Source organism: Marinobacter sp. (assembly GCF_033722735.1).
Taxonomy (GTDB): Bacteria; Pseudomonadota; Gammaproteobacteria; order Pseudomonadales; family Oleiphilaceae; genus Marinobacter.
Map to the genome: position 1 here is coordinate 21,717 of NZ_JAWVYN010000005.1, position 24,948 is coordinate 46,664.

General features: G+C 59.2%; 16 protein-coding genes. 3 read left to right on the plus strand and 13 right to left on the minus strand.

All coding sequences use genetic code 11. The features are described 5' to 3' along the window. Positions 1-16 precede the first annotated feature (16 nt). On the minus strand, positions 17-2,341 hold the full coding sequence (locus R3175_RS05565) for an FdhF/YdeP family oxidoreductase (protein ID WP_318942888.1): 2,325 nt from the start codon (positions 2,339-2,341) through the stop codon (positions 17-19). Between the two features lie 209 nt (positions 2,342-2,550). Here R3175_RS05565 and R3175_RS05570 point away from each other — a divergent pair, with 209 nt between their 5' ends. Then, positions 2,551-3,468 (plus strand): LysR family transcriptional regulator, encoded by a 918-nt coding sequence (locus tag R3175_RS05570; protein WP_318942889.1) that lies wholly within the window; start codon positions 2,551-2,553, stop codon positions 3,466-3,468. A 12-nt stretch (positions 3,469-3,480) separates the two neighbouring features. Here R3175_RS05570 and R3175_RS05575 read toward each other — a convergent pair whose 3' ends face one another. After that, complete coding sequence (locus R3175_RS05575) at positions 3,481-3,744, minus strand: hypothetical protein (RefSeq protein WP_318942890.1); 264 nt, start codon at positions 3,742-3,744, stop codon at positions 3,481-3,483. Positions 3,745-4,273: 529 nt separating this feature from the next. Here R3175_RS05575 and R3175_RS05580 point away from each other — a divergent pair. Beyond that, entirely contained in the window at positions 4,274-5,332 is a 1,059-nt protein-coding gene (locus R3175_RS05580; protein WP_318942891.1) for an XdhC family protein, read from the plus strand. Between the two features lie 62 nt (positions 5,333-5,394). On the opposite strand, the gene R3175_RS05585 is transcribed toward R3175_RS05580, so the two are convergent. The 9 genes from R3175_RS05585 to R3175_RS05625 form a co-directional block, all read right to left on the minus strand. Further along, positions 5,395-7,428: a PAS domain S-box protein gene (locus R3175_RS05585; protein WP_318942892.1), complete on the minus strand. Its 2,034-nt coding sequence runs from the start codon at positions 7,426-7,428 to the stop codon at positions 5,395-5,397. Positions 7,429-7,484: 56 nt separating this feature from the next. After that, entirely contained in the window at positions 7,485-8,510 is a 1,026-nt protein-coding gene (locus R3175_RS05590; protein WP_318942893.1) for a chemotaxis protein CheB, read from the minus strand. 11 nt (positions 8,511-8,521) lie between these two features. Further along, the gene (locus tag R3175_RS05595; RefSeq protein ID WP_318942894.1) at positions 8,522-10,789 is read right to left on the minus strand and encodes a response regulator; all 2,268 of its coding nucleotides are present in this window, start codon (positions 10,787-10,789) and stop codon (positions 8,522-8,524) included. Between the two features lie 125 nt (positions 10,790-10,914). After that, complete coding sequence (locus tag R3175_RS05600; protein ID WP_318942895.1) at positions 10,915-12,669, minus strand: methyl-accepting chemotaxis protein; 1,755 nt, start codon at positions 12,667-12,669, stop codon at positions 10,915-10,917. Continuing rightward, entirely contained in the window at positions 12,666-13,295 is a 630-nt protein-coding gene (locus R3175_RS05605) for a chemotaxis protein CheW (RefSeq protein ID WP_318942896.1), read from the minus strand. Before R3175_RS05605 ends, R3175_RS05600 begins: the two co-directional genes overlap by 4 nt. Next, a complete protein-coding gene (locus tag R3175_RS05610) occupies positions 13,292-14,953 on the minus strand; it encodes a CheR family methyltransferase (protein ID WP_318942897.1) in 1,662 nt (553 codons plus the stop codon). The genes R3175_RS05605 and R3175_RS05610 overlap by 4 nt, the downstream gene beginning before the upstream one ends. Next, positions 14,925-15,395, minus strand: a complete 471-nt coding sequence (locus tag R3175_RS05615; protein ID WP_318942898.1) for a chemotaxis protein CheW — start codon at positions 15,393-15,395, stop codon at positions 14,925-14,927. The genes R3175_RS05610 and R3175_RS05615 overlap by 29 nt, the downstream gene beginning before the upstream one ends. A 472-nt stretch (positions 15,396-15,867) precedes the next feature. Then, on the minus strand, positions 15,868-17,451 hold the full coding sequence (locus tag R3175_RS05620; RefSeq protein ID WP_318942899.1) for an aldehyde dehydrogenase family protein: 1,584 nt from the start codon (positions 17,449-17,451) through the stop codon (positions 15,868-15,870). Positions 17,452-17,785: 334 nt separating this feature from the next. Continuing rightward, positions 17,786-19,468 carry a diguanylate cyclase domain-containing protein gene (locus tag R3175_RS05625; protein WP_318942900.1) on the minus strand — a complete coding sequence of 561 codons (1,683 nt, stop codon included), beginning with the start codon at positions 19,466-19,468 and terminating at the stop codon, positions 17,786-17,788. Between the two features lie 388 nt (positions 19,469-19,856). Here R3175_RS05625 and R3175_RS05630 point away from each other — a divergent pair, with 388 nt between their 5' ends. Further along, a complete protein-coding gene (locus tag R3175_RS05630) occupies positions 19,857-20,879 on the plus strand; it encodes an NAD(P)H-quinone oxidoreductase (RefSeq protein ID WP_318942901.1) in 1,023 nt (340 codons plus the stop codon). Between the two features lie 59 nt (positions 20,880-20,938). Here R3175_RS05630 and R3175_RS05635 read toward each other — a convergent pair whose 3' ends face one another. Then, entirely contained in the window at positions 20,939-22,627 is a 1,689-nt protein-coding gene (locus tag R3175_RS05635) for a GMC family oxidoreductase (RefSeq protein WP_318942902.1), read from the minus strand. A 102-nt stretch (positions 22,628-22,729) separates the two neighbouring features. Continuing rightward, complete coding sequence (locus R3175_RS05640; RefSeq protein ID WP_318942903.1) at positions 22,730-24,931, minus strand: prolyl oligopeptidase family serine peptidase; 2,202 nt, start codon at positions 24,929-24,931, stop codon at positions 22,730-22,732. Positions 24,932-24,948: the final 17 nt, after the last annotated feature.

Below are 24,948 nucleotides of genomic sequence, written 5' to 3' on the forward strand. Positions count from 1 at the left end.
TCGAATCGCCAGGGGGTTAGGCGGGCGATGCCGGTATCCTGTTAACGGGCGTCGCCGGCTCAAGCCGGATTGCAATAAACTTGGAAGTCGGCGTGAACGAGCGATCGCCGTAACTGTCCAGTGGTACCAGGGGATTGGTTTCAGGGTAGTAGGCAGCCGCCTGGCCGGTCGGCATATCGTATTCCACCAGGGTGAAGCCGGCCACCCGACGTTCCCGCCCGTCTTCCCAAAGCGAGATCAGATCCACCCGGTCTCCCGGCTCGAAACCAAGCCGGGTGATATCCTCCCGATTCAGGAAGACCACATCGCGCATGCCAAACACGCCCCGATAGCGGTCATCCAGTCCGTACAGGGTGGTGTTGTATTGATCGTGGGAGCGCATGGTCTGAAGGATCAGGTCCGGTTTGCCGCCGTTCTCGAGCACCGCCTTACTGACCAGTGCTCCAGGGAGCTCACTGGGGGTAAACCGGGCTTTTCCGCTGACGGTGTTCCAGACCCGCTCCCCTGCCTTGTTCGGCAGGTGGAACCCGCCCGGGTGGTGCAGTTTCTCGTTAACGTGATCAAAACCAGGAACAATGTCGGCGATCATCTCCCGGATACGGCCATAATCCGCAACGGCCCGGTCCCAATCGATGGGATGGTTGCCCAGGGTCGCCTTGGCCATACCGGCCACAATTGCCGGTTCGGATTTCAGGTGTGGCGAGTGGGGGTTGAGCTGGCCATAGGAGAGATGCACCATGCTGAAGGTGTCTTCCACGGTCACCCCCTGCACTCCGCCCGCCTGCCTATCAATCTCCGTGCGCCCCAGGCACGGCAGGATCAGTGCGTCCTGCCCGGTCACCAGGTGCGAGCGGTTCAGTTTGGTGGAGATGTTGACGGTCAACTGGCAGTTGCGAAGTGCGTCCTGGGTGCGTGGTGTATCCGGGGTCGCCTTGGCGAAATTGCCGCCAAGGGCGATGAAAACCCGGGCGCGCTTTTCCTCCATCGCCTTGATCGCCAGCACGGTGTTGTGGCCATGGCGGCGCGGTACGCTGAATTTGAAGCGACGCTCCAGCGCGTCCAGAAACCACTCGGGAGGATTCTCATCGATACCCACGGTCCGGTCGCCCTGGACGTTGCTGTGCCCCCGAACCGGCGACACCCCCGCGCCGGGCTTGCCGATGTTGCCACGCAATAGCTGCAGGTTAACGATTTCCTGTACCGTGGGCACCGAATGGCGATGCTGGGTGACGCCCATGGCCCAGCACATGATCACCCGCTCGGCACGGCGGTACATCCGCGCGGCAAGTTCCAGTTCGTCCAGGCCTAACCCGGACTGGGCCACGATGTCGTCCCAGCTCGTTGCGTCCACCACCTCCAGGTATGCATCGAGCCCCGAGGTATGCGCTTCGATAAACTCGTGATCGAAGACCGGCCGCAGCCCGGCCTGCCGCGCCTCGCGCTCCCAGGTTAGCAGGAACTTGGCGATCCCTCTCATTACCGCCATATCACCGCCCAAAGCCGGCCTGAAGTAGGCCGTATTGGTGGGTTGCGAGCGATTGCTCATCATTTCCAGCGGGTGCTGGGGATGCTGGAATCGCTCAAGCCCTCGCTCCTTGAGAGGGTTGAAACATACTACCTGAGCGCCCCGTTGCACCGCCTCTCGCAACGGCTCCAGCATACGGGGGTGATTGGTGCCCGGGTTCTGACCAATCACGAAGATGGCATCGGCCTTGTCGAAATCGTTAAAGACCACGGTGCCCTTGCCAACACCGATGGTTTCCTTCATGGCCACGCCGCTGGCCTCGTGGCACATGTTCGAGCAATCGGGAAAATTGTTGGTGCCGTAGGCCCGTACAAAGAGCTGATAAAGAAACGCCGCCTCGTTGCTCGCCCGGCCGGAGGTGTAGAACTCGGCCTGATCGGGAGAATCCAGGCTATGGAGGTGACGGGCAATCAGTGCAAAAGCTTCGTCCCAGGTGGTTTCCACGTAGTGGTCGGTAGTGGCGTCATAACGCATCGGGTGCGTGAGACGCCCCTGGTATTCGAGCCAGTAATCGGTTTGGCGGGCCAGCTCCGACACGCTGTACCGGGCAAAGAACTCCGGGCCAATCACGCGCCCGGACGCCTCCCAGTTCACGGCCTTGGCGCCGTTCTCGCAGAACTTCACCAGACCGGCCTCCGGCGAATCCCCCCACGCACAGCCAGGGCAGTCGAAGCCGGTGTCCTGGTTGGTCTTCAGCATGGCGCGGATGTTCCTGACGCCATTGCCACTGGCCAACCAGCTTTTGGTCACACTCCGCAACGCGCCCCACCCCGCTGCCGGTCCGTCATAGGGTTTGATGTGTACTTTTTCACTCATCAGGGGCTCCGGATCGTCCTGGTTCAATTCTGGAAAGGCACTGTTACCTAAGGTATGCCTCCTCCCATTGTCCGTCTAATCGAAAGTACTGAATGCATCATCAGCCGTACCTATCACGCCCCTCCATTGGCTGGATCGACGGCTGATACCGTTTGCTCCCAACTGGGATAATGGGTAAGAATCAAAATAGGTTCAGGATTTCAGGCGTTATGGACATCAAACAGCTCAAGTTTCTCATTGCCCTCGACCAGACGCGCCACTTTGGCAAGGCGGCCGAGCTTTGCCACGTCACCCAGCCGACCCTCTCCATGCGCCTTCGCAGCCTGGAAGACGAGCTGGACCTGGTGCTGGTCACCCGGGGCCAGCGATTCGAGGGGTTTACTGAGGCGGGCGAACGGGTGCTGGCCTGGGCTAAGGCACTCCTGGCGGCCCACGACGGATTGCAGGCGGAAGCAGCCAACTGCCGGGGCCAACTGGTGGGCAGCCTGCGCCTTGGCATGGTTCCCCTGTCCAGCCTGAATCCGATGGATCTGGTGAAGCCCCTCTCTCAGCAATATCCGGAACTCAGCTTTCAGTTCTTGTCCATGAGCTCGGAACAGATCCTGGACGGCTTGAGTCGAAACCAGCTCGATCTTGGCCTGTGTTATCTCGATCAAGTCGATCCGGAGCATTTCGACGTCATTGAACTGGCCACCACCCACATGGGGCTGCTGTTCGATAGGCGGCATTTCCGGTTTGACCAGGCGGAACTGACCTGGGAATGCCTCACGGAGGTCCCCCTGGGTTTGCTGTCCCAGGGCATGCATTATCGCCAGTCCATCGCCCTGAGTTTCCGGAGCCGGGGCCTCGCCCCCTCTCCCATCCTCGAAAGCGACTCCACGTTTCAACTGGTGCAAGCAGTGAACGCCGGCATCTGCTGCGCCATCATGCCGCTGCAACTGGGCATTGAGGCGCTGAACCAGGACCTGCAGATGGTGCCAATCACCAGTGCCAGTACCAATGCCCCCATGGGGCTGCTGATGCGACGCACCGCCCCCCGGTCAGCATTGGCTGAAAAATGCTTTGAGGAAGCTCGCTCCATCTTTGCTTCGAACCAGAACCAACCTCCAGATGGCCCACAGGTCTGATGAAAGCCAGGCTCAGGAAGCCACCTGTTCCAAGTAATCCGAGGCTTCCTGCCGCGTAAAAAACCGCCCCAGGCGAACGAATCCGGAGACGATGGTCGCCCGGACGCCAATGGCCCGGCCATCCAGATCCCGGTGGGTGATCCACTCGTCGGGCAGGCCATCCACCAGGTGGAACGGCGCGGGGCGTCCGTCGCCAAAGCGGGAGATGACCACCTGGCCGGTGCGGGAATCCTTGAACGCGGGAACAAAGCGGGCCTGCGCATTGTTCTCACTCAAGCCGCCGGTTCCTGCGTACCGACGGTTCTCGTCAACCAAAAACGATGGATGCTTGCAGATTGCCATCATTGCCACCCTTCTGACTCTTGTGGTTACGCTGCCCGGTCCTGGCGGAACAAATGTTAATCAATTCCTTTATGATTCCAGCATACGGCCCACAGGCATTTTTCAAACCGATCAGAGGGATGGAAGAAAACGTCTTTTAGTAGTAAGACCAATTGCCAAGGAGGCCAAATGGGGAAGCGCCGAAGAGTTCTCCCGTAAACCGGCCCGCCATTAGGGCCCTGACGGGGCCAGGCCTTCCCGCGTTGCTTCGAATTAGGCAGCATTGTTGGCCAATCCGGCACTATCCCCTGCCATCGAGTGTACCCATCCAGGTTCCGCATCCAGGATGAAAGGATGCCTGGCAAGCCGAGAACCCTCGGTCGCGGCAATACACGCTGCCCATACAGGCCAAATTGATCTAAGCTACAGGGCTTGCGCCTTTCACATCGGGCGCAAGCCACTAACAACAATAGCAACCAGAACCATGACGACGTCTCCGACCGCTCTTTCGAATCCGCTTGCAGGTGCCGTCCCTTCCAGCGACCAAGCAGGCTTTGTTGAAGATATCCGGCCCTGGCTTTACCACTGGCACCGTCAGGACATCCCCACCGCGTTGGTAACCTTGGTCAATTACGAAGGAAGCTCCCCCCGACCGATCGGCAGCCAGATGGTGGTCAACGCCCACGGCGACCACGTGGGCCTGATCTCAGGCGGATGCCTGGAAGCGGCACTGGTTGACGAGGCCCTAGCATGCCTGCAGTCCGACGAACACCGGTTGGTTCGCTACGGCAAGGACTCGGATTTCTTCGACATTCAGTTACCCTGCGGCTCAGGTATAGACGTATTGATCACCCCTCACCCCGAGGAGTCCTGGGTTCGGGCGCTTTACCGCTCCTACATCGAGCGGACGGTGACGCAGTGGTCGGCACAACTGCCCACCCGGAGCTATACCGTCCACGGGATACCATCTGAAAGCCGGATTTCGGGGACGACCCAGAAAAGCCGGCAGCTATCCCGCCCGGACGTTTCAACGTCTTTGCTCGGCTTCTCGAAAACCTACCAGCCCCGCCCCCGCATTGTAGCGATGGGAGGCGGCGCCATCTTCGACTGTTTCGTGGACATGGCAAGGCTGTTCGACCTTGATTTGATTGCGGTGTCCCCCACCTACACCTGCCATCAGGAACCTGTCGCCAGCGGCGCCTGCCGGCTCACGCGAGTCCCGTTACGGTCACCGGGAAACGTCGATCCCCATTGGCTGGATCGCTGGTCCGCCTTCCTCAGCCTGTCCCACGATCACGACTGGGAAACCACTATCCTGCAAAGGGTGCTTGAAACAGACGCCTTTCATATCGCGGCGCTGGGCAGTCGAAGGACTCAGGCGCGTCGATTGGAGCTGTTGCGGGCGGAAGGTGTAGCGGACGTGCAGCTGGCACGAATCAAGGGCCCGGCGGGTTTGGATCTTGGCGGGCATTCGCCCCCGGAAATCGCCTTGGCCATTCTTGCTGAAGTTGTGAGTACAGGAAACGGCAAACGATCGGCGTAACCTCTCGGAACCACAGCCACCACGTCCAATTTCTGTCCAAACCCATACCTCACAAGCTTTTGCTATGAGGAATCCTCCGATCCTGAATCGTCCAGCCTGAACTGGGCGGCCACCTCCTGTAGCCGGCTTCCCAACTGGTGCAGATTCCGTACCGCGTCCTCTACTTGCCGAATACCGCTGACGTTCTCCTTACTGGCGTTCTGGATGGTCTCCATACCCTGGGCAATCTGATCAACGCCAATCGCCTGCTGACGACTGGTTTCAGCAATCTGCATCGCGGCCTCATTGGATTCATTGGTGCTTTGCAACAACGTCTGTATGGCCTTACCGCTCACCTGAGTACGCTGATAGCCGGCATCCACCGCTTTACCACCCTGTTCCGCGACCAGCACCGCCTTGTTCATGGCTTTCTGGATATCACTCAGAATGGTTCGTACCTGAGCGGTGGCTGATTTCGACTGATCGGCCAGTGCCTTGACCTCCTGCGCAACAACGCTGAAGCCTTTGCCAACCTCGCCCGCACGGGCTGCCTCGATGGAGGCGTTAACGCCAAGCAGATTCGATTGCTCCGCCAGATCATTCACCGCGGTGACCACCTCTCCAATGGCTTGCGTCTGCTCATTGAGGCGGATAATGCTTTCGCCAATGGCCTGCATCTGCTCCCGGATCTGCAACATGCCCTCCATGGTCTCGTCCACCGCCAGCTTTCCCTCCTCGGCAACCGTCCGGGTCCGCTCTACGTTGGTGGTCACGGCATTCGCCTTTCTGCCTGCAGCCACCGCCCCCTGTTTCACCTGATGGACGGCGCTTGAAATTCGATTGATCGAGGACGCAGTCTCCTGGGTGCTGGTCGCCACCCGGTTGACCGAGTCCATGATCTCTCCACTGGTTCTCCCCAGCACCGAGATTCCCTGATGCATTTCCTGGATAATCTTGCGCATTTCGCGATCCGCACGTTTGCGTTCGGTAATATCGATTATGCTAGCCAGTACGAGAATCTCATCCCCCAGTTTCATAGGGTTGAGGCCAATCTCAACAGGAAATTCCTGCGCGTCATTGCGGCGCCCATAGAGCTCCCGCCCGGCCCCCATGGCGCGGGTGCTCGGCTTCGTAAAATACGCCGCCAGGAACCCACTGTGCGCCGCGCGAAACCGTTGCGGGATCAGTGTCTCCACCGGCTCGCCTATCAGTTGCTGCCGGGAGTAGCCGAACAGCTTCTCGGTCTGGGCGTTGACCAGGGCAATCTTGCCCGCCTGGTTCACCAGCACGATCGCATTTGGGACCGACTCGATCACCTGGCGGAAGCGCTCCTCAGCACGCTTTCGCTCCGTAATATCGATAACACTCGCCAACGCCAGCGGCTCGTCCGGCGACGGTATGGGGTTGAGGCCGATTTCCACCGGAAACTCACTGCCGTCCTTGCGCAAGCCATACAAGTCACGTCCGGCCCCCATGGCCCGCCGGGTCGGGTTGGCAAAGAAACTCGCCCGGTGTCCCGGATGGGCATCGCGAAAACGATGAGGGACCAGCATCTCAATAGGCTGACCAATCAGTTCACTTCTGGCATATCCGAACAGGGATTCGGCCTGGGAGTTGATCAATGTGATCTGACCCTCGCCGCCCACCAGTATCATCGCGTTTGGAGCCGATTCGATGACCTGGCGGAAGCGTTCTTCCTCCCTTTTCCGTTCGGTAATATCGATAATGCTGGCCAGCGCCAGCATCCCGCCTTTCTCGGGTATGGGGTTCAGGCCGATTTCGATGGGAAACTCACTGGCGTCCTTTCGTAAGCCGTACAGGTCGCGTCCGGCTCCCATGGCTCGTTTGACCGGCTGATCGAAGAACATTTTACGATAATCGGGATGAGCGCTGCGGAATCGTTGGGGGACCAGCACCTCCACCGTCTCCCCTATGAGTTCCTGCCGGCTATAGCCAAACAGGGCTTCGGTCTGAGCATTGACCAACAGTATTTTGCCATCGCTATCAATGAGTACGATCGCATTTGGGGCATACTCCACAACCTTCTGCAGACGCTCCCGCTCCGCCGCTCCACCAAACCAATCGAGGCGTAGGCGTCCCCACATCAAACTTCGCATACCTTGGTACTCCCAGAGTCTCTGCCAACAAAACCACCCTGCCTGCCATCAGGCGATTAACCGGCCGGAACCTGAGCCAGTTTGTTCAGGAGCTGGGCGATGGCTTCTGGCGGCAAACTGCGAGACGCCGCCCGGGCTTTCATTGCCTCGCCCGGCATGCCATTGACCACGCAACTCTCGGCATCCTGCGCCAGTGTCAGGGCGCCCTTCTTTTTTAATTCCAGCATCTCGTTGACGCCATCCCGCCCCATTCCCGAAAGCAGGATGGCCAGCGCCTCACTCCCCCAATGCCGCCCAACACTCTCAAACAACCTTGCCGCCGATGGGCACAGGTTGCCCGGACCCTCTGGGTGTCTGAGCCGTATGTGCATCCCGGCATCGATTTCCATGTCGAGCCCATCCGGAGCCACGTAAACGTTGCCAGGTTGAGCACGGATGCCGTGATCAGCGATTTGAACGTTCAGGTTGGAGCTTCCGTTTAACCATTCGCAGAATCCCGGTAAAAAGCCTGGCGTGATGTGTTGAACAACCAATATTGGCCAGGGACAAGGCGGCTCTATGGTCGAAAGCAAGGCTTTCAGGGCTGCTGGGCCGCCTGTCGAGGCTCCCACCGCAACCAGTTTTGGCGTCCAACCCGGCTCCAGGGCGGAGGGGGACGTCGGCCGATCGGTCCGTATACGGCGCACCAGCTTTATGCCGCCGATGTTCCTTACGGTCTTGACCAGATTGTCGGCATCCTTCTGGAAATTGGAATCCATCATGCCCAGCGGTTTCTCCACCACGGTCACTGCCCCCGCATCCAGAAGCCGCAAGGCAAAGGTACTGTCACTGAGGCTGTAGCTACCGGTGACTACAACGATGGGAATGGGGGCGGTCTCCATGATTGCACGGGTACACTCGAAACCATCCAGTTTGGGCAGATGCACATCCATGGTGATCACGTCAGGCCGTTGCCGCTTAATGAACTGCAGGGCCTCCTCACCGTCGTTGGCCTCGCCAATTACCTCAAGACCGCCCTGCTCCAGGATGTAGCGCAGCAGCTGTCTCACCACCATCGAATCTTCCACAATCAATACTTTCATAGGGAACCTCCTCATAGGAGTCGTCGAATGACGTCCAACAGGTTGGACTGGTCGAAGCCGCTCTTTACGATGTAGGCATTGGCGCCAGCCTCCAGCCCTTGTTCCCGGTCTTCCGGACTTTGCAACGCTGTGACCAGTACCACGGGTAGCTGACACAGGTTCCGGTCGTTGCGAATGCGTTTGGTCAGGGCAAAGCCATCCATGCGAGGCATTTCAATGTCCGATACCAGCAGGTCAAACCGGCTCTGTCTGAGCAGATTCCAACCTTCCATGCCGTCCACCGCCGTGGTGACCTCGTAGCCGGCGCTTTCCAGGATGGTCTTAAGCAATCCACGGGAAGTCACCGAGTCTTCAGTCACCAAAATCCGTGGCTTTTGATCGAGACCCTCTGTACCAGCCTGTTGCATCGGCACCGCCTGAGTACGACAGCAACTTTTGAAAAGGTCCTGAGGATGTAACAGAGGTACAATTTCCCCATCTCCCAGCAGGGTGGCACCCAGTACATTTGGAACCCGTTTCAACTGCCGCCCCAGGGACTTGATGGTGATCTCCTGATCATCCATTACTTCGTCCACCCAAACGGCAAAGCTTTCATCGCCAACCTTGAGCACAATCAGTTGAGCCCAGCTTTCCGGCGTTACCGAAGACTGCGACGGCAAATTCAGTACCTCTGCCAGTCGCCAGAGGGGCAGCACCTGGCCATCGAGGCTGAGTGACAGGCGGTTCTCCAGGGTCTTCAGCTCTTCGACCCCTATCCGCAAGACTCTGTCCACCACTTGCGCGGGTATGGCCAACAAAGTCTCTGAGGCCTTCACCAGAAGAGCCCGGTAGGTTGCAAGTGTTGTCGGCAGCCGCAACAAAAACGTGGTGCCTTCGCCTGGTTCGGACTCAATTCTGATATCTCCCCCCAGACGCTCCACCTTCTCCTGGACAATGGCCAGCCCCAACCCGCGACCTGACAGGTCGGTAATCATTTCGCGGGTGGAAAAACCAGAACTGAAAACCAACTGGTAGACCTCTTCGTCACTCCAGGTTTCCAGCTCTTCGGCACTCCCCAGCCCTCGGGCCAACGCGGTTTCTTTCAGCGAAGCAGTGTCCAAACCGCGCCCATCATCCTGGATGCGCAGCTCGAACTTGTCGGCAACTTCCTGGCTGAATGCCACGGTCAACCTGCCAGCCCCCGCCTTGCCTTGCTTTCGACGCTGCGCTGGTGCTTCCAGGCCATGATCAATGGCGTTACGAATCAAGTGCTGTAAGGGGCTTCGTAACTCATCCAGTACCCGTTTGTCCGCCTGCAACTCCTCGCCAACGACGGTAACCCTGACCTCCTTGCCGCAGGCATCGGCGATGTCCTGTGCCATCGCCGGGACCCCCTCGATCAAAACACTGCAGGGCAGAATCAGGGTTTGCTGCATCTCCTGACGCATGGTGTCGCTCAAAGCGACCAACTCCCTGGCAAACTGCTCCGAACCGCCTGCCCAGTACCCCAGGCGGAACTCCCATTGACCGAGGAAATCGCCAGACCAATCCACCAGGTCGAGCAGGGTCTGCAATTGCCCCTGGGTTGTCTCATTAAACTCGTCCAGGCGCCCCTTTAACTGGCGAGCTACGGTGGCCACCTCATGTCGGTTACGGCGCCAGGACTGGAACTCTCTGGTGGCCTCACGGGCAGTCTGGGCATGCTCCATTGCATTGAGTTTTAGCTGCTGCAGCTCCTCTACATGGAATAGAAGGCTGTCCAGGCGTTGCACATTGACTTTCAACTGCCGGCTGATGCCGGAGTCCAGTCGTTCCACAACGTCTTCATTTCCAGAGTCCGCCTTAGGTTCGGGTTCCAGTAAATTTTGTGCAGGTGATGCTGGACCTTCAGCTTCGTCGGCGGGCGCTCCCTGTGCCGCCAGTTCAAACGCCGCTCCCAGAGCTGCCAGCGTTTCAGTGTCGACCTTGTCCTCATTCTCCACCAGTTGTTGCATGGTCTTACGAGCTTTACGGCTTAGCGACCAATGTTCCGCGGTTGGCAGCAAGTGCTGGCGCTTCAACTCCGAAAGCAGGCTCTCCCATTGCTGGCAGAACTGCTCAATCTGCTTCAGGGAGACGGCACGGGCGGCGCCTTTCAGGCTGTGCACTTCACGAAAAATGCTTTCGATCACCGTAGCCTCATTCACCGGCGATTGCTGGATCATCGCGAGGGCGTCTGCCAGCGTCTGCAAGCGTTCCATCGCCTCCTCGCGAAACGCCTGCCGAAGCCGTTCCTGTAGAGCGTCGTTACTGTTAGCCACGGGGTTCCTTCGCTCAGTTTTTCCTATTTGTTCAACACGGCGATACCTGTGCCGGGCCGTCATCCGTCAGACCAGATACCGGCCCCTGTTCAGACGTAATGGGTCGCCTCTCCGTAGGCCGCTATTCATGTCTTGAACTGGGCAACTCGCTCCTTAAGGCGCTGCCCCAACTCAGTCAGGTTCCTGGCTGCCTGTTCCGACTGCCTGGTTCCCTCTACGTTGTCCTGACTGGCCTGCTTGATGTTCTCCATGGCCACCGCAATCTGATCCATGCCAACCAGTTGCTGCTGCGACGAGGACGCAATCTGCAGTGCTGCACCGGAAGATTCGTCAATGCTGGCCTCCAGAGCGCGAATGGTTTCGCCTGAGGCCTTAACCTGCTGAAAACCGACTTCCACCGACTTGTCACTCTGCTCTACCACCATGACGGCTTTGCTCATGGCCTTCTGGATGTCCATCAGGATGGTGCGCACCTGGGCGGTGGCCTGCCTGGATTGCGCCGCCAGGGTCTTGACCTCCTGGGCAACCACGGAAAAGCCCTTGCCGTGCTCCCCCGCCTTGACCGCTTCAATGGACGCATTGACCCCCAGCAGATTGGACTGTTCGGCCAGGTCGCTGACGCTGGCAACAATGTCCCCAATGGCCTGGCTCTGCTCGCTCAGACGCACGATGCTGTCAGCGACCGCCTGCATCTGCTCACGGATACCCGCCATGGATTGGATAAAAGATTCCACTGATTGACGCCCCTCCTGGGACACCTTGACCGTGCGCTGGGCGGCGTCCGTTACATGCTTGGCTTTCTGGCTCGCCACGCTGGCGGTCTGTTTGACCTCTTCCACGGTGGTGGTGATCTCACTGATGGAGGTCGCGGTCTCCTGAGCGCTGGAGGAAACCTGGCTGGTGGATGAAAGAATCTCCTGACTGGAGGTAGCCAGTACCGAGGTGCCCTCCTGTAACTCGGCGGCGAGCTGCTGCAGGTTGGCAACCATGGAGTTGAAGGTATTCCCCAACACATCCTGCGGCGAGCGCGGCGTGACGACCACCGTCAGATCGCCCTGAGCAATCTGTTCAGCTTTTTCCGCCAGCTCCCGCAGGTAATCGCCCATTCGCCCGAAGGCCAGACCAAGGGCGCCGACCTCGTCGCGCCGTTCCTCCAGCGACGACTCCGCCATCAAGTCGCCGTCGGCAATTCGGTCAGCCCATTGCGTAAGTTGGCCCAACGGCCGAGCTATAGCGCGGGTTGTCAACCAGATCAGCACCACAATCAGGACTAGCGAGCCGGTTCCCGCCGCCAATGTCGCCTGTCGCTGACGGGCGATCAGACCCAAATTGTCCTGTAACAGCTCATCCATCGCCGTTTCGATCTGTTCCGTGCCCCGGTCACCCAGTTCACGAAGCCGATAGATTTGCTGGCGGGTTTCCAGCAATAGCCTGTGGGCTTCGGGATAGTTTCCCGTCTTAATGAACTGGATCACGCGGCCGTTCTGGGTATGGAGCCGTTCCAACACCGCCTCCATCCCAGCGACAATCTGGAGTGCTTCAACATTGTCATGGTTTATGCTTTTCAATTTTTCTAAGTGCTGCCGTTCCTTCTGAACCAGCTCACGTATTTGGTCTTCCTTAACGACTTCGCCTGTGGGTTGCTGATTCTGCACAAGGCTGGCGGCCAACAGGATGGCGCGGGCCGTGTTGATATCGATCCGCAAGTCCTTGATTGTGGTTAAACTCGCCAGATGTTCTTCTGCCAGCCGTTGTTGCGATTCCTGAAGCGACACCATTGCCCGCTGTGCCACCAGCATCACCGTGAGGAACACCACCAGCAACACGCCAAACGCGAGGCTCAATTTGGTGGCCGTTTTCAGATTCGAATAGGCCTTCATACCCGGTCCTCCACCACCAGTCGTGGATCCCTCAGCAATCGGCGTCCATCCAGGAGAATCCACCGATCCGCCGTGACCCCAAGCAGATAATCGGCGCGAATGCCCTGCAAATGGGATGGCGGCTCCAGCACCTGACGCTCTGGCAGCACCCGGCTGCCCTGGATGCGGTCGGTCAGCAACCCAAACTCCATCTGTTCATCGGCGATCACAACCACACTGTTCAGATCGGAAAGTCCCTTAAACGGAAGCTCGAAGAAACGCCTGAGGTCCAGCACTGACACCATCCGCCCACGCACATTCACAATTCCCAGAATGTGGTCCGGCGTGCAGGGAATCGCGGCCAACTGCCTCAGCGGCACTACCTCGACCACGTATTGGGTCTCGATGCCGTAGGTTTCCTGGGAGATCTCGAACAATTGCAGGTCCAGGAGCTCCCCGGTCTCCACGGGTGGCCCCGGTTGGGCCAGAACCTGCGCCCGCTGCCGCAGCCGTTGTTGCACATCGGCCGGAGCCGGCTCGAACTCGGCAACCAGTCGTGATTCAATTTCTCCCAGGCGGCGTTTGACGGCTTCCCAGTGCTGGGTGGCCCTAGATTCGGCTGCCTGGGGCACCTTGTTGTCATTCATATTGCGGTTCCTTGCCTTTTATCGACTCCCTCGTTTTCCAGCTCTGCCAGTGCGATAGTTGCCAACTGATTGAGCTCGGATACGCTCACCCCTTCCCCCTCCATTACCGGCTCCCCCGACTCAAGGTTGCTGAGCAATTCCAAGCAGTTACGCAACTCCCGCCGGGCACGGCTGTGCTCCTGCAAGCGGCTGGAAATCAAGCCACTGAGATAATGGGCCAATACGAAATCCGGTCGAAGGTAGAGGGCCTTGACCAGTTCGCACCGCGCCCCTTCGGGCTGGTTGCGCTCCAGCAGGATCGTTGCCAGCACCCAATAACCCGAGGCTTGCAGGCCATCAAGCTGAATGGCCTGGCGGGCCCAATACTCTGCCTCTTCCAATTGCTTCAGGTTGGACAGGATGCGGGCGCAGAGATTGGCTCCCTCAGCCTCCTGGCCAAGCGTGAGGCCACTTTGCCCGACATAACGCTCGGCCAATGACCATGCCTCGGGGTAGCGGCCTTGGGCCAGCGCCTGATTGGCTCTTTGCCACAGATTGCTGGCAACGGGGGAACCGGGCCGCACCCCGGAGTAGGTAGTCTCTACCCGTCGGTTGTAGCTGGGCTCTCCAACGGCTGCAGGTTGCTCGGGCAATGGGAGGTGCCCCCCGTTCGAGGCCGCCGGCCCGTCAGCCGTCGACGCCTCAGCAAACGGCTTCTCTATTGACTGAACGTCTGGCTCATTCGGCAGTGAGACCACCGATCTTCCGGCAGCCTCAGCGGAAATGGCCAGGGCCCCGGGCCAGACCGCTGTATTCAGCCCGGCAGACTGGCATAGCCCCCCGTCCACCGCCCCCACAAGCAGGATGCCGTCATCGCATAGACATTGGGCCAGGCGTCCGAGCACCGATATCGCTTGGGCCGGCGAGAGATACATCAGGACATTGCGGCACATGATGACGTCGATGTTCGCCAGTCCGCGGGCCTCATCCGGATATACCGCTGTAGCCAGGTTCAATTGAAAGAAACGAACCCGGTCTTTGATTTTCCGTCGGACACGCCAGAATCGGGTTCTGATGGGCCGGCCAGCAACCTCTCCCGCCGGCTCCGGTTGAAAGTAACCGCTGGTGAGGTTGCTGGCCGCGCTTCTGAATGACCAGGCGCCGTAGAGCCCTTCGCGGGCTTTGGTGAGTGATTGGTGACTCAGGTCGCTGCCAAAGATGTCTATCTGCCAGGAGTCAGGGTCGTCCAGCAAGCCATCCACCAGCATGGCCAGGCTGTAGGCTTCCTCTCCAGTGGAGCAGCCCGCGCTCCATAGGCTCAAGTGCCTGGCGCCCGCTGCCTTGCGACGGGCGATCAGCGGTCTCAGGACGTGATATTTCAGATGCTCAAAACAGGGCGGGTCTCGGTAAAAGTAGGTCTCGCTAACCGTGAGGGCATCCGCCAGCCGATGCTCAAGCCCGCTATTGCGGGGTTGAGACAACAGCTCCAGCGCCAGGTGTCTGGCCCCCTTGTACCCCAGCTCTCCGGCCAACAAATCCAGGTGCCGGCTCAGGTCATGCCAGTTCTGTGGAGGAAAGTGCAATCCCAATCGATGGTCGATCCAGCGTTGACAATCCGCCAAGACGGTGGCATCCAGCGCTATCTTTCGGTCAACAGGTCGCTTGAAGATTGAGTGCATGTGCCAGTGCCTCCCTTTCTGGCAACTCCAACAGCCCGGTCAAGTCCTGGATAAACATGACACCGTCAGGTAAACGGACTAGCCCCTTCAGTAAGCGTGCCGGCTCCGGAAGCTCTGATGCCGGCACTAAGGTGTCCGGCGAATGGCCCAGTACGGTTTGCACTGAATCGACGGGCAATAGCAGATCGTAACCAGCCGCCGTTACCCAGAGTAACCGGTCTTCAATATCCAATGGCTTTTGCGGCAGCCCTAACCGCGCCCGCAAATCGACAACTGCGAGCAACTGGCCCGCCACATTGACCACGCCCATAACGATACTGGGAGAGGCCGGCAGTGGACTGATTTCCACGGCCCGCAGTACCCGGCGAACGTCTTGCAATTCCAGTGCATATCTCACTCCATCGAGACTGAATTCCAATAGGTGATTCTCAGGCTCCGCCATGACGACCTCCCTGCAATTGACGCTGGACGTCCGCTCGTCACCAATAACCAATAAAACATCCGGCGTGATGCCCCCTCCGAACACTTAACAACGCCCTCCGCTCACGAGGCGGGCTCGCTGGCGAAGACTGCCAATTCAGATCGGGAAAAACCGGATTCCACGGTGTAACTCAGGTCCATGTCCCTTTGACACTGTGGCCTCCCTCATGCCTGTTCTCCATGCGCCAACCAGGGCGGCATGATGTAGGAAGGGTGGCTTATCCCGCCACGGCGAATTTGGTAGGGGTACTAATAACTAGTAGTTGCTTTTCGATGAACGCGCAAACCGGTGCGAATGCACGTTCGGTTGTGCGGTGTAGCAGAGCGAGCGTGCCCCGCAGGTTCGAGCGATGAAGGCGGGAACATCCTGTACTCCCGATTCAGGGCTAGCCCCGAATCGGGCGTACATCTGGCAGTCGAGGACCGCAGGCGTATTAGAAGTACATCTTCTTGACCATTGCCGGCACTACCTTGCCGGTCGCCCGCAGGAAGTCCACCGGGGACTTCGGCGCCACCATGTGCATGGCGTTGCGGATGGCATCGTAGCTCTGCTTGTCCTGCGGGTACCACCACAGGTTGCGCTTGGCCCGCAGCCAGTCCCAGTTGACCACCTTGGGCTTGGTCATTTCCATCAGGCCCTCGGGGCCGTGAGTGCGGCCGATACCGGACTCACCCGGGCCGCCCCAGGGCAGATCGGACATGCCGTGGGTGTACAGGTGATCATTGATGGCCACGACACCGCCCTTGACCCGGTTTGCCAGGGCCTTACCCCGCTTGGTGTCCCGGGTCCAGATGGAAGCGGTCAGCGCCATGGTGCAGTCGTTGGCCAGGGTCACGGCTTCGTCTTCGGTCTTGAAGGGCATTACCGGGATGATCGGGCCGAACGTCTCCTCGCGCATCAGCGTCATGTCGTGGTGCACATCAGTGACCAGGGTGGCGGGGTGGAAGTGTCCGTCCTGGTTGCCGACGGCCTGTGATTCGGCAACGATTTTGGCGCCGTCGGCGATGGCTTCAGCCAGGTGCTTCGCCACGGCTTCGCGCTGCTTGGGGGTGGTCATGGAGCCCAGGTCAACGCCGCAATGGTCGTTGGGCACGCCGTGCCGCAGTTCGCGCGTCTTGTCCGCCAACAGATCAACAAACTTCTGGTAGACTGCTTGGTGAACGTAGATCCGCTCCACACCACCGCAGGACTGACCGGCGTTCTGGTAACCCGCCCAGGCGGCACCGTTGGCGGCCCGCTCCAGATCCGCATCCTCCAGAACGATCATCGGGTCCTTGCCCCCCAACTCCAGGGAAACCGGGGTCAGGGTCTCCGCGGCCTGGGCCATCAGCTGCTTGCCGGCCGGCACGGAACCGGTAAAGAACAGCTTGTCGATGCCGTTCTCAAACATGGCGCTGGAGACTTTGCCGCCGGAACCAACGATGTGGGCGAACAGACCTTCCGGCAAGTCGCCGGCCGCGACGATGTCTTCGATGGCCTTGCCTACCAGGGGGGTGGCAGCGGCCACTTTCAGGAGGATGGCGTTACCCGCCATCAGTCCCATGACGATTTCACCGAAGGGAATCGACAGGGGGTAGTTCCAGGGGCTGATGATTCCCACCACACCCAGCGGTTCGTGACGGATTTCCGAGCGTTTGCCAATCCACAACAGACTGGACGGTTCGCGGATCTCCGGTTTGAGTACCTTGCTGGCGTTGTTGCCATACCAGCTACAGGCCAACATGCAGGGTAATACTTCGGTAGCCAGGGCATCGAGACGGGTCTTGCCGTTGCCGTCACTAACGATGCGCGCCAACTCATCGGCGTTTTCGCGGATGTAGTCGCGCATCTTGAGAATGTGCTTGCGACGCTGGGAGAAGGATTTGGCGGCCCAGACCGATTGCGCTTCCCTTGCCTGCGCAAAGATCGCAGAAATCTGCTCCAACGGAGTATTGGCCACCGCATTCAGCTTGGCGCCCGTCGCAGGGTTGATTGCGTGGGTCTCACCGCCTGTCGGGAAGGTTGCAACAGTATTCATGGTCAAATCCTCGTTTTGGCAATTTTTATAGGTATCCACGGTACATGGTGGAGCCAAACCGCCCTACCGACTGATGTCTCAGGCAGTTGCGAGCCTCACTGGCAAGTTGTCATGGATGTTTGCCCCAGAATACGTACCAGCCGCCGCTCCAGCATTGGCATTAAAAACGGTGGGGCCAGTGCGGTACGGCATACGCCCGCATCAGAGGCCAGGCGGTGGCAGCCTGACAGAAAGGTCGGTATCTCTATTACGGCGCTCACGGATCCGGGGCGGCTGAGCGGAGGTACGCAAGCATCACGTCAACGGGTTGGCGAATACACTGGGTGGAGTGCCTTCATGATGTTTGATCCTTATCGCCGACAGAAACCAATCGCCCGTCCTCCAGGTACTCCACGACCTGGTTCCTGCCTCGTTCCTTGGCCTGATACAGGGCCTGGTCCGCATGTTTCATCAGCACTTCACTACTCCGAGTCGTCGCCTCCTGAAAGGCCACACCGAAGCTGCAGGTCACCGAAAACCGGGTACCGTTGGTATGAAATTTCAGGGCGGACAACTCTTCCCTGACCCGTTCCAGGAACAGCAATGCCGACTCCTTGGTGCATTCGGGAAGAATCAGGCAGAATTCCTCGCCGCCAATGCGGGCCACTACGTCCGACTCCCGGATGGCCGCCGCCAGATGATCAGCAACGCCCTTTAAGACTTCATCCCCCACAGGGTGTCCATAGGTATCATTGATCTTTTTGAAGCGGTCGACATCGAGGATAACCAGCGCCAATGAGCTGTCATAGCGACTCGACCGGCTGAACTCCTGCTCCAGACGCTCAGCGAAGTAACGCCGGTTGTGTAGCCCGGTCAACGGGTCTTGCGTGGCTATCAGCGATAGCTTCTCATTGGCGGCGTTCAGCGCTTGCGTACGCTCCTCCACTTTTTTCTGAAGGTTTTCGTTCAGGTCCTTCAAGGCCTCAATCATCAGGCGGAAGTGGGCGTTCAGTTCCTTCACCTCCTGCCAGCCGCCGGTCTCCGGTGGCTCCTCAAAGCTCCCTCGCGCCACTTTTGCGGTATGCGCCTTCAGTTTTTCGATGGGGCCCGCAATGTAGACGGACAGGACGATTCCCGCCAGCACCGCCAGGGAAACGATCACGAACTCGGAAAAATAGATGTAGATTCTGTTCTGGTTAACCAGCTGATTAACCTCTTCTTCGTTCATTTTGGCGACCAGCCCCCAATCCAGGTCGCTGATGTATCGAGTGGACGCCAACACCCGGGTTTCACGGTAATCCGGCGCATTACTCATGATCAGTTCATTGCCCAGCAACGCCTGAATGATGGGAACGTCCATCCTATCCCGTGAAACCCGGCGTCGAAACGCGGCTTGTGGATCGTATTTAAGTGGAACGGCAAACAGGGCGTCCCCACTCTCATGCCGCACCGCGAACAGCCATTCCCCGGTCATCCCCAAGCCGGTTCTGTCGCGAACCAGATCCGCGATGAAATCCGTGAAAAAGGCCAGTCGAATGAAACCGATGGATTCGTCATTCAGGGTCAGAGGCGCACGACTAACCGCCAGCACCTGGTCGGCTTCCAGACCCAGGCGGATAGTGGGTTCAGACGAGCGCAGCGGAGGCAACTCGCGGACCGGTGGCTGATCCGCTGTTGTTGCGACCAGGCGGCCCTGGCGGTCATAAAGACTGATGTCCTTCAGGTGCCTCAGGCCATTCTTTGCATCGTCGAGAATACGGTGGATTTTGTCCAGCTCGGTAGGGTCGCCCGAGTCCATCCACCTGGACAGGCTGATCCGCATCTGGGTGCGACTGGCCACCAATGCGGTGTTGTCCTCGATCCGCTCAACGACATCGATCACCCGCTTCTTGGCGATCAGCGACAGTGACTCCAGGTGGCTTTCCACCTGCCTGCGATAGTGTTCGCCGGTATACTGGTTGAGGGAATGCAACCCAACGAACAGCGGCACGGCCGCAATGAGGATGAAAACCAGGATCAACAAGTTTTTTAGCTTCATACCCATGGTTCTCCAACCCAAGGTCGAATAACCCGGCCAACCCCGCTGGTTGTCCTTAAGTTGGAGATGCAGCTTCCATGTACGGCTGAAGCAAAAGCCCCAGAGGCCTCCTATGACCGATCTACAACGATTTGATCGCCTCCATGGCAAAGGGGATTCCAGGTCACCGTGTAGCGAATCGGTCCTGACAGCCCTTTCTCTTCATAGTAGTTGGCGATCCGGGGATTTTCAGCCCTGGTTTGAAGACAGGCAGTGCGCTCCCACCCTTACTACCCTTGTCTAAAACCGAAGCGGCTAATAGATCGGTATGCTGGCAGCAGTGGTTAATGTCTCTCAGAGGCTAAACTGGAATAAGGGTCGTCTCAATTCACTACCGGCGGAACGGACTATGAGCAGCCAGCTACCGAGAACCATGACGGAAATGATCATTCGCGAACCGGGCGGACCAGAAGTGCTGGTGGCGAAGGACCGTCCGGTGCCAACACCCGCACCGGATGAGATTCTGGTTCGGGTGGAGGCTGCGGGCATTAACCGCCCGGATATCCTGCAACGGCTCGGCGCCTATCCTATGCCCGCAGGCGTTAACCCTACACCGGGGCTGGAAATTGCCGGCACGGTAGCAGCCGTTGGCGACTCCATTACCCATTTCAACGTCGGCGACAGAGTCTGTGCTCTGACCAATGGCGGCGGTTACGCCGAGTACTGCGTGGTACCCGCCACCCAGGCGCTGCCGATTCCCGATGCCTTCACTGCTGTCCAGGTGGCCGCCCTGCCGGAGACCTTTTTCACGGTCTGGGTGAACCTGTTCCAGATGGGGCACCTGCAACGGGACGAGTCGGTACTGATCCACGGTGGCACCAGCGGTATCGGCTCCACCGCCTTGATGTTGTGTAAGGCGCTGGGTATCAAGGCCTACGCCACCGTGGGCGGTAAGGACAAGTTTCCGTTCGTGGAGCAATTGGGCGCGATTCCCATCGACCACACCGTCGAAGACTTTGTCGAATCGGTCCACCATCACAGTAAGGGCGCCGGCGTGGATGTGGTCCTGGACATCATCGGTGGCCGTTACTTCAACCGGAACCTGGCCGTACTGAAGAAGGACGGTCGACTGATCACCATTGGTTTTATGGGCGGGGCCCACGCCGAACGGGCGGATCTCTCCCTGCTGGTGCTGAAACGCATCCACGTCACCGGCTCTACCATGCGAGCCCGCAGCAACGAAGAAAAAGCCGCCATAGCGAAAGACCTAAGGGAAAAGGTTTGGCCCCTGCTGGACAGCGGCGCCTGCCCGGCACCACACATCCATAAGGTGTTTCCGCTCAGGGAGGCGGCAACTGCCCATAAGGAAATGGAAAGCGGCAAGCACGTCGGTAAGCTTGTGCTGGAGGTTTCGACTGCCCCCTCCGGCTGATCGGCGTTAACCGCAGACGGGCCGCACTCGCTGCAGACCCGTCTCCATATTACTTTAAATCACACGCCTATGTCACTGCTATCACTGGATTTAACTTTACCAGCAGTTTGCTTTTGCTCGCCCTCATCCAGCTCGCTCTTGGGCGGGATAAACGACATGGCCCGCTCCGCCAGCGCGGTAATGGTCAGGCTGGGATTCACACCCAGGTTGGCCGAGAGCATCGAGCCATCCACCACATACAGGTTCTGGTAGTTGAAGACACGGTTCTGGGCATCGATCACGCCCTGCTCCGGGGATTGCGCCATGGCACACCCACCCATGCAATGGGCCGTCATTGGCACGTTGAACAGGATTTCACTCAAAGAACTCATCCCCACGCCACCGGTCGCCTTGGCGGCTTTCTCGGTGAAGGCGTTGGCCTCGGGAATGTAGGTTGGAATCCGGTCGCCGTGGGTGGTCAGGGTCTTGCTGAAGGGCCAGTACCAGGGGCGTTTCCAGCGCATATTGATGTGGCCGTCCAGGGTCTGCATCACCAGGAAGATCACGGTTTCCGTGGAGAACCGGTAAGGCATGACGCTGCGAATTCCGGCCAGTGGACGGCTGACAATCAGTCTGACCAACGCCAGCAGCCACACCAGCACTCGCGAGGGCCCCGGGCGACCGTTGGTCAGCACCGTCAGCAGGCTACTCAACAGGTTGGAGCCCTTGGGATAACGGACGGCTTCGATGTGGGTATGGTCATCGATGTAAATGCCGGAGCCGATGGCCACCCCCGTGGAAAGGTCCTCCTCCGTACCGGGATAGCGCACCCCCAGGATCGACTCGGAGTTGGTGCGAACCCGATTGCCCAGGTCATCGGAAATGTTGGGCAGCGAGCCGCCCTGCTTCAGCCGGAACAATAGCTCCTGCGTGCCGAGAGAGGACGCGGCGAAGACCACGTTGCGGGCCGTGATGCGGGTCTGCCGCTTGGCAAATCGAGCAAAGGTCGGCACGGTCACCACCTCATAGCCCTCGGCTCCGTCGCCCCGCCCGTTCAATGGGCGAACGTCCACCACCCGGGTCTCCGGCCGCACTTCGGCGCCCTGCTTTTCGGCCAGGAAGAGGTAGTTCTTGTCAAGGGTGTTCTTGGCGTTGTAGCGACAACCCACCATGCAACCGCCACATCCTACGCAGGAATTACGGGCCGGACCCTCGCCGTCAAAGTACGGATCGGGGTACTCGGTGCCTGGTTCGTCCTTGTCATCACCAAAGAAGACGCCGACACGGGTGTAGTAGAAGCTGTCCTCCACCCCGGCCGACTCAGCCATCTCCCGGAGCTTGGCATCCGCCGGACCGGGGCGCCGGTTCTCGGTGACTCCCAGCATCCGCTGCGCGGTTTCATAGTGCTGGGGCATCACGGTTTCCCAATCGTCCAGGCCGGCCCAGTTGCCATCGCGCCAGACCGAGTCCCGCGGCACCAGCAACGTCTGGGCGTAGGTGATGGAGCCACCGCCCACCGCATTACCATGGAGGATCATCACGTGGCGGAACAGGCGCAGGCTGAGAAAGCCTTTCAGGCCGAGAAACGGGCGCCACAGGTAGTCCCAGGCCTTCCAGTTTGTGCTCGGCAGGTTGTCCGGCGTCCAGCGACGCCCCTGTTCCACCACCAGTACTCGATAGCCTTTCTGACTGAGCCGGTAAGCGGACACACTGCCGCCAAAACCGGACCCAACAACCACGTAGTCAAAATCGTATTCACCGGATGACATGGCACGCGTCCTTCTATTTGTTATTGGTGGGTCTCGTTGTGCAAGTCACATCATGGTCGAAGATGATTCCGGGCGCTAGCGCTACGCAGGCCAGGGATAGTGTCAGAACAGCCCCTGGTTCGCTCCCTCGTCGAGTTTCAGTTCCCGGCCATCGCTCATCCTGAGTCGAACCGGCCCATCGCTCTGAATGTCATAGCGAAACGCCATACCCTCCAGGCATATCGGCGCCAGGTTCAGCGTCGCTGCGGAAACATTCTTGAGTTCTCCGGTGAGGGTCAATTCCGGCGGTAACCGGCTGGCAGTTGCAACATGACGGTAGCTGCCCGCCCAAGGCAACGGCCCAGCGCCAAGGTCCGTTCCCTCGGCAAACGTCTTTTTACTGGCGCCACAACCGGCCGTGGACAAATCCACCATGGCCTGGCCGGAACTCCGCGCCCTCAGGTTGCTTATCCAGTAGGCCTTGTCGTGCTGAATATCCAGCTCCGGGTAATCAAAGCGCGGGTCAAACAGGTAGCTGACTCGAGAAGGGTGCGCGACCCGAGTCCAATCCGCGCTCAACTGCGCCTCCTTTGCCCAGCCATCCAGCAATAACAACGTCAGGTGCTCAGCAACGGGATGCAGGTAAAAATGGTAATCCACCCCCTCAGTGAGGGCGAGTCGCTGGGCAATGGCCAGTGACTCATGAATAGGCACCAGTTCATCAGCAGCCGCGTACAGGTGAGCACTGGGCACATGGCGAAGGTTCGTCAGATAGTCGATGACGTTTTCCGTCCCGGTTTGCGGATCGGCAATGCTGCCCAGGATGGAGGCCAGCACCGGCCTCAACAGGGCTTCCAGGGCGGTGTCGAGGAGGTCGTCCACCAGCGGCTGAACGCTGGGCTTGTTGATCAGGTCGCCGGTATGGCCCACCCAACTGACCATGCCCGCGAATCGGTCCGGATAATGGGTCGCCATGTGCAACGCCCCGAAGCCGCCCATGGAATATCCGGAGGCGAAGACGCGGTCCGGATCAATATCGTAGGCCTGCTCCATGTCCGCCATGACATCCAGCACGTCTCGCTCAGACGGCCCGGTATAAAACCCGTAAGGCCCGCGCCCCAGTGGGGACACCAGAATACGGTTCAGGTCATCGCCAAACTGTTGCTGCATGTTCGGCTGGTTAATCTGGCTGGCGTGGTTGGCTTCACAGCCATGCATCACTACCATCATGCCGGGACTTTCACCCGGGCTTTGCTGGCGCTCCGGAACGTAGACGCCATAGGGCTGGTATTTACCCAGATAGGTGAACGACTGACCACAGAACAGGCCGCCACCATCGCGTCCGGTTTCTGCAGGCACAGCGACACCCTCACCCAGTGGGTAAGCGGAGGTATAGACCCGCTGATGAAACCCGGTCGGTTTTTCAGCGGCTCGACTCACGCCATTGCGCAGTTCCGCAACGTTGACGGTTTCGCCAAATTCCGTGATATCGCCACTGGCCAGCGCCGCTGCCTGGCGGTCCTCCCAAAAGTTGCCGGAGGCTGGCAGCACCTGGTTAACACTGCCGTCGGCCGAAGCTTCTTCGTGAGGGCCGCGGAACGCCACGTTCATCACGGTACCGTCTGCCTTGGCCACCACAGCCTGGATGCGCCAGCTTTCCCCCTCCGGCACAGGCGCACTCAGCTTCAGGGTGTTGGATTCCGGGTTACCGTGGTTCGCGAAGTAAAGCTGGTCCCAACCGTCACTACGAACATCGACCTGTCCCCAGTGGCCGCCACCGGTATTACCCTCAGGATCACTGTCGATGGCAATGCCCAGAATCGCATCCTGCGAATTGAACATGGTATTGAGTTCAGCCTGCGCTACCAGTTCGTTTCCTTCGATAGACAGGCTGAGCCGCACCAGGTCAGCGGTGTTTTCCAGCCCATCAGGGTAGCGTTGGTCGCCAGCCGCAGGCGATAGCAGCCCGGGCGTATTAGCGGTCGGTGAGTCTAACTGCCCTCCCCGGTTGAGCAGGTTCAGTAATGCCGGATCCATAGACACCAGTCCGGCATCGGCACCGTAGTCGTCGTAAACATAGTCGTAATAGATCAGGCTTCCCCGGCACAACTCGGTGGTACCCGCCACCCAGCTGTCACGGAGGCATGATGGGCGCGCCGGGGTCCTGGCGTTTGCAGTCTCTTCCTGGCTCGGGTTGCTGTGAACGTCCGAGGCCACCACCGGACCATCGTCGCTCCCGCTCCCGCCACCACCACAGGCCGTAAGCAACGGGATTGTCAGAGTAAGGGTGAACAGTGAAAGGGATATTTTATTGTTGTTTTGCATGTGAGGTTGTCCTTCTG

What these genes read in the sequence shown, in the direction of transcription:
- R3175_RS05565 (WP_318942888.1), bottom strand. Translation starts at nt 2,341, where the DNA reads ATGAGTGAAAAAGTACACATCAAACCCTATGACGGACCGGCAGCGGGG.
- R3175_RS05570 (WP_318942889.1), top strand. Translation starts at nt 2,551, where the DNA reads ATGGACATCAAACAGCTCAAGTTTCTCATTGCCCTCGACCAGACGCGC.
- R3175_RS05580 (WP_318942891.1), top strand. Translation starts at nt 4,274, where the DNA reads ATGACGACGTCTCCGACCGCTCTTTCGAATCCGCTTGCAGGTGCCGTC.
- R3175_RS05585 (WP_318942892.1), bottom strand. Translation starts at nt 7,428, where the DNA reads ATGCGAAGTTTGATGTGGGGACGCCTACGCCTCGATTGGTTTGGTGGA.
- R3175_RS05590 (WP_318942893.1), bottom strand. Translation starts at nt 8,510, where the DNA reads ATGAAAGTATTGATTGTGGAAGATTCGATGGTGGTGAGACAGCTGCTG.
- R3175_RS05600 (WP_318942895.1), bottom strand. Translation starts at nt 12,669, where the DNA reads ATGAAGGCCTATTCGAATCTGAAAACGGCCACCAAATTGAGCCTCGCG.
- R3175_RS05605 (WP_318942896.1), bottom strand. Translation starts at nt 13,295, where the DNA reads ATGAATGACAACAAGGTGCCCCAGGCAGCCGAATCTAGGGCCACCCAG.
- R3175_RS05610 (WP_318942897.1), bottom strand. Translation starts at nt 14,953, where the DNA reads ATGCACTCAATCTTCAAGCGACCTGTTGACCGAAAGATAGCGCTGGAT.
- R3175_RS05615 (WP_318942898.1), bottom strand. Translation starts at nt 15,395, where the DNA reads ATGGCGGAGCCTGAGAATCACCTATTGGAATTCAGTCTCGATGGAGTG.
- R3175_RS05620 (WP_318942899.1), bottom strand. Translation starts at nt 17,451, where the DNA reads ATGAATACTGTTGCAACCTTCCCGACAGGCGGTGAGACCCACGCAATC.
- R3175_RS05625 (WP_318942900.1), bottom strand. Translation starts at nt 19,468, where the DNA reads ATGAAGCTAAAAAACTTGTTGATCCTGGTTTTCATCCTCATTGCGGCC.
- R3175_RS05630 (WP_318942901.1), top strand. Translation starts at nt 19,857, where the DNA reads ATGAGCAGCCAGCTACCGAGAACCATGACGGAAATGATCATTCGCGAA.
- R3175_RS05635 (WP_318942902.1), bottom strand. Translation starts at nt 22,627, where the DNA reads ATGTCATCCGGTGAATACGATTTTGACTACGTGGTTGTTGGGTCCGGT.
- R3175_RS05640 (WP_318942903.1), bottom strand. Translation starts at nt 24,931, where the DNA reads ATGCAAAACAACAATAAAATATCCCTTTCACTGTTCACCCTTACTCTG.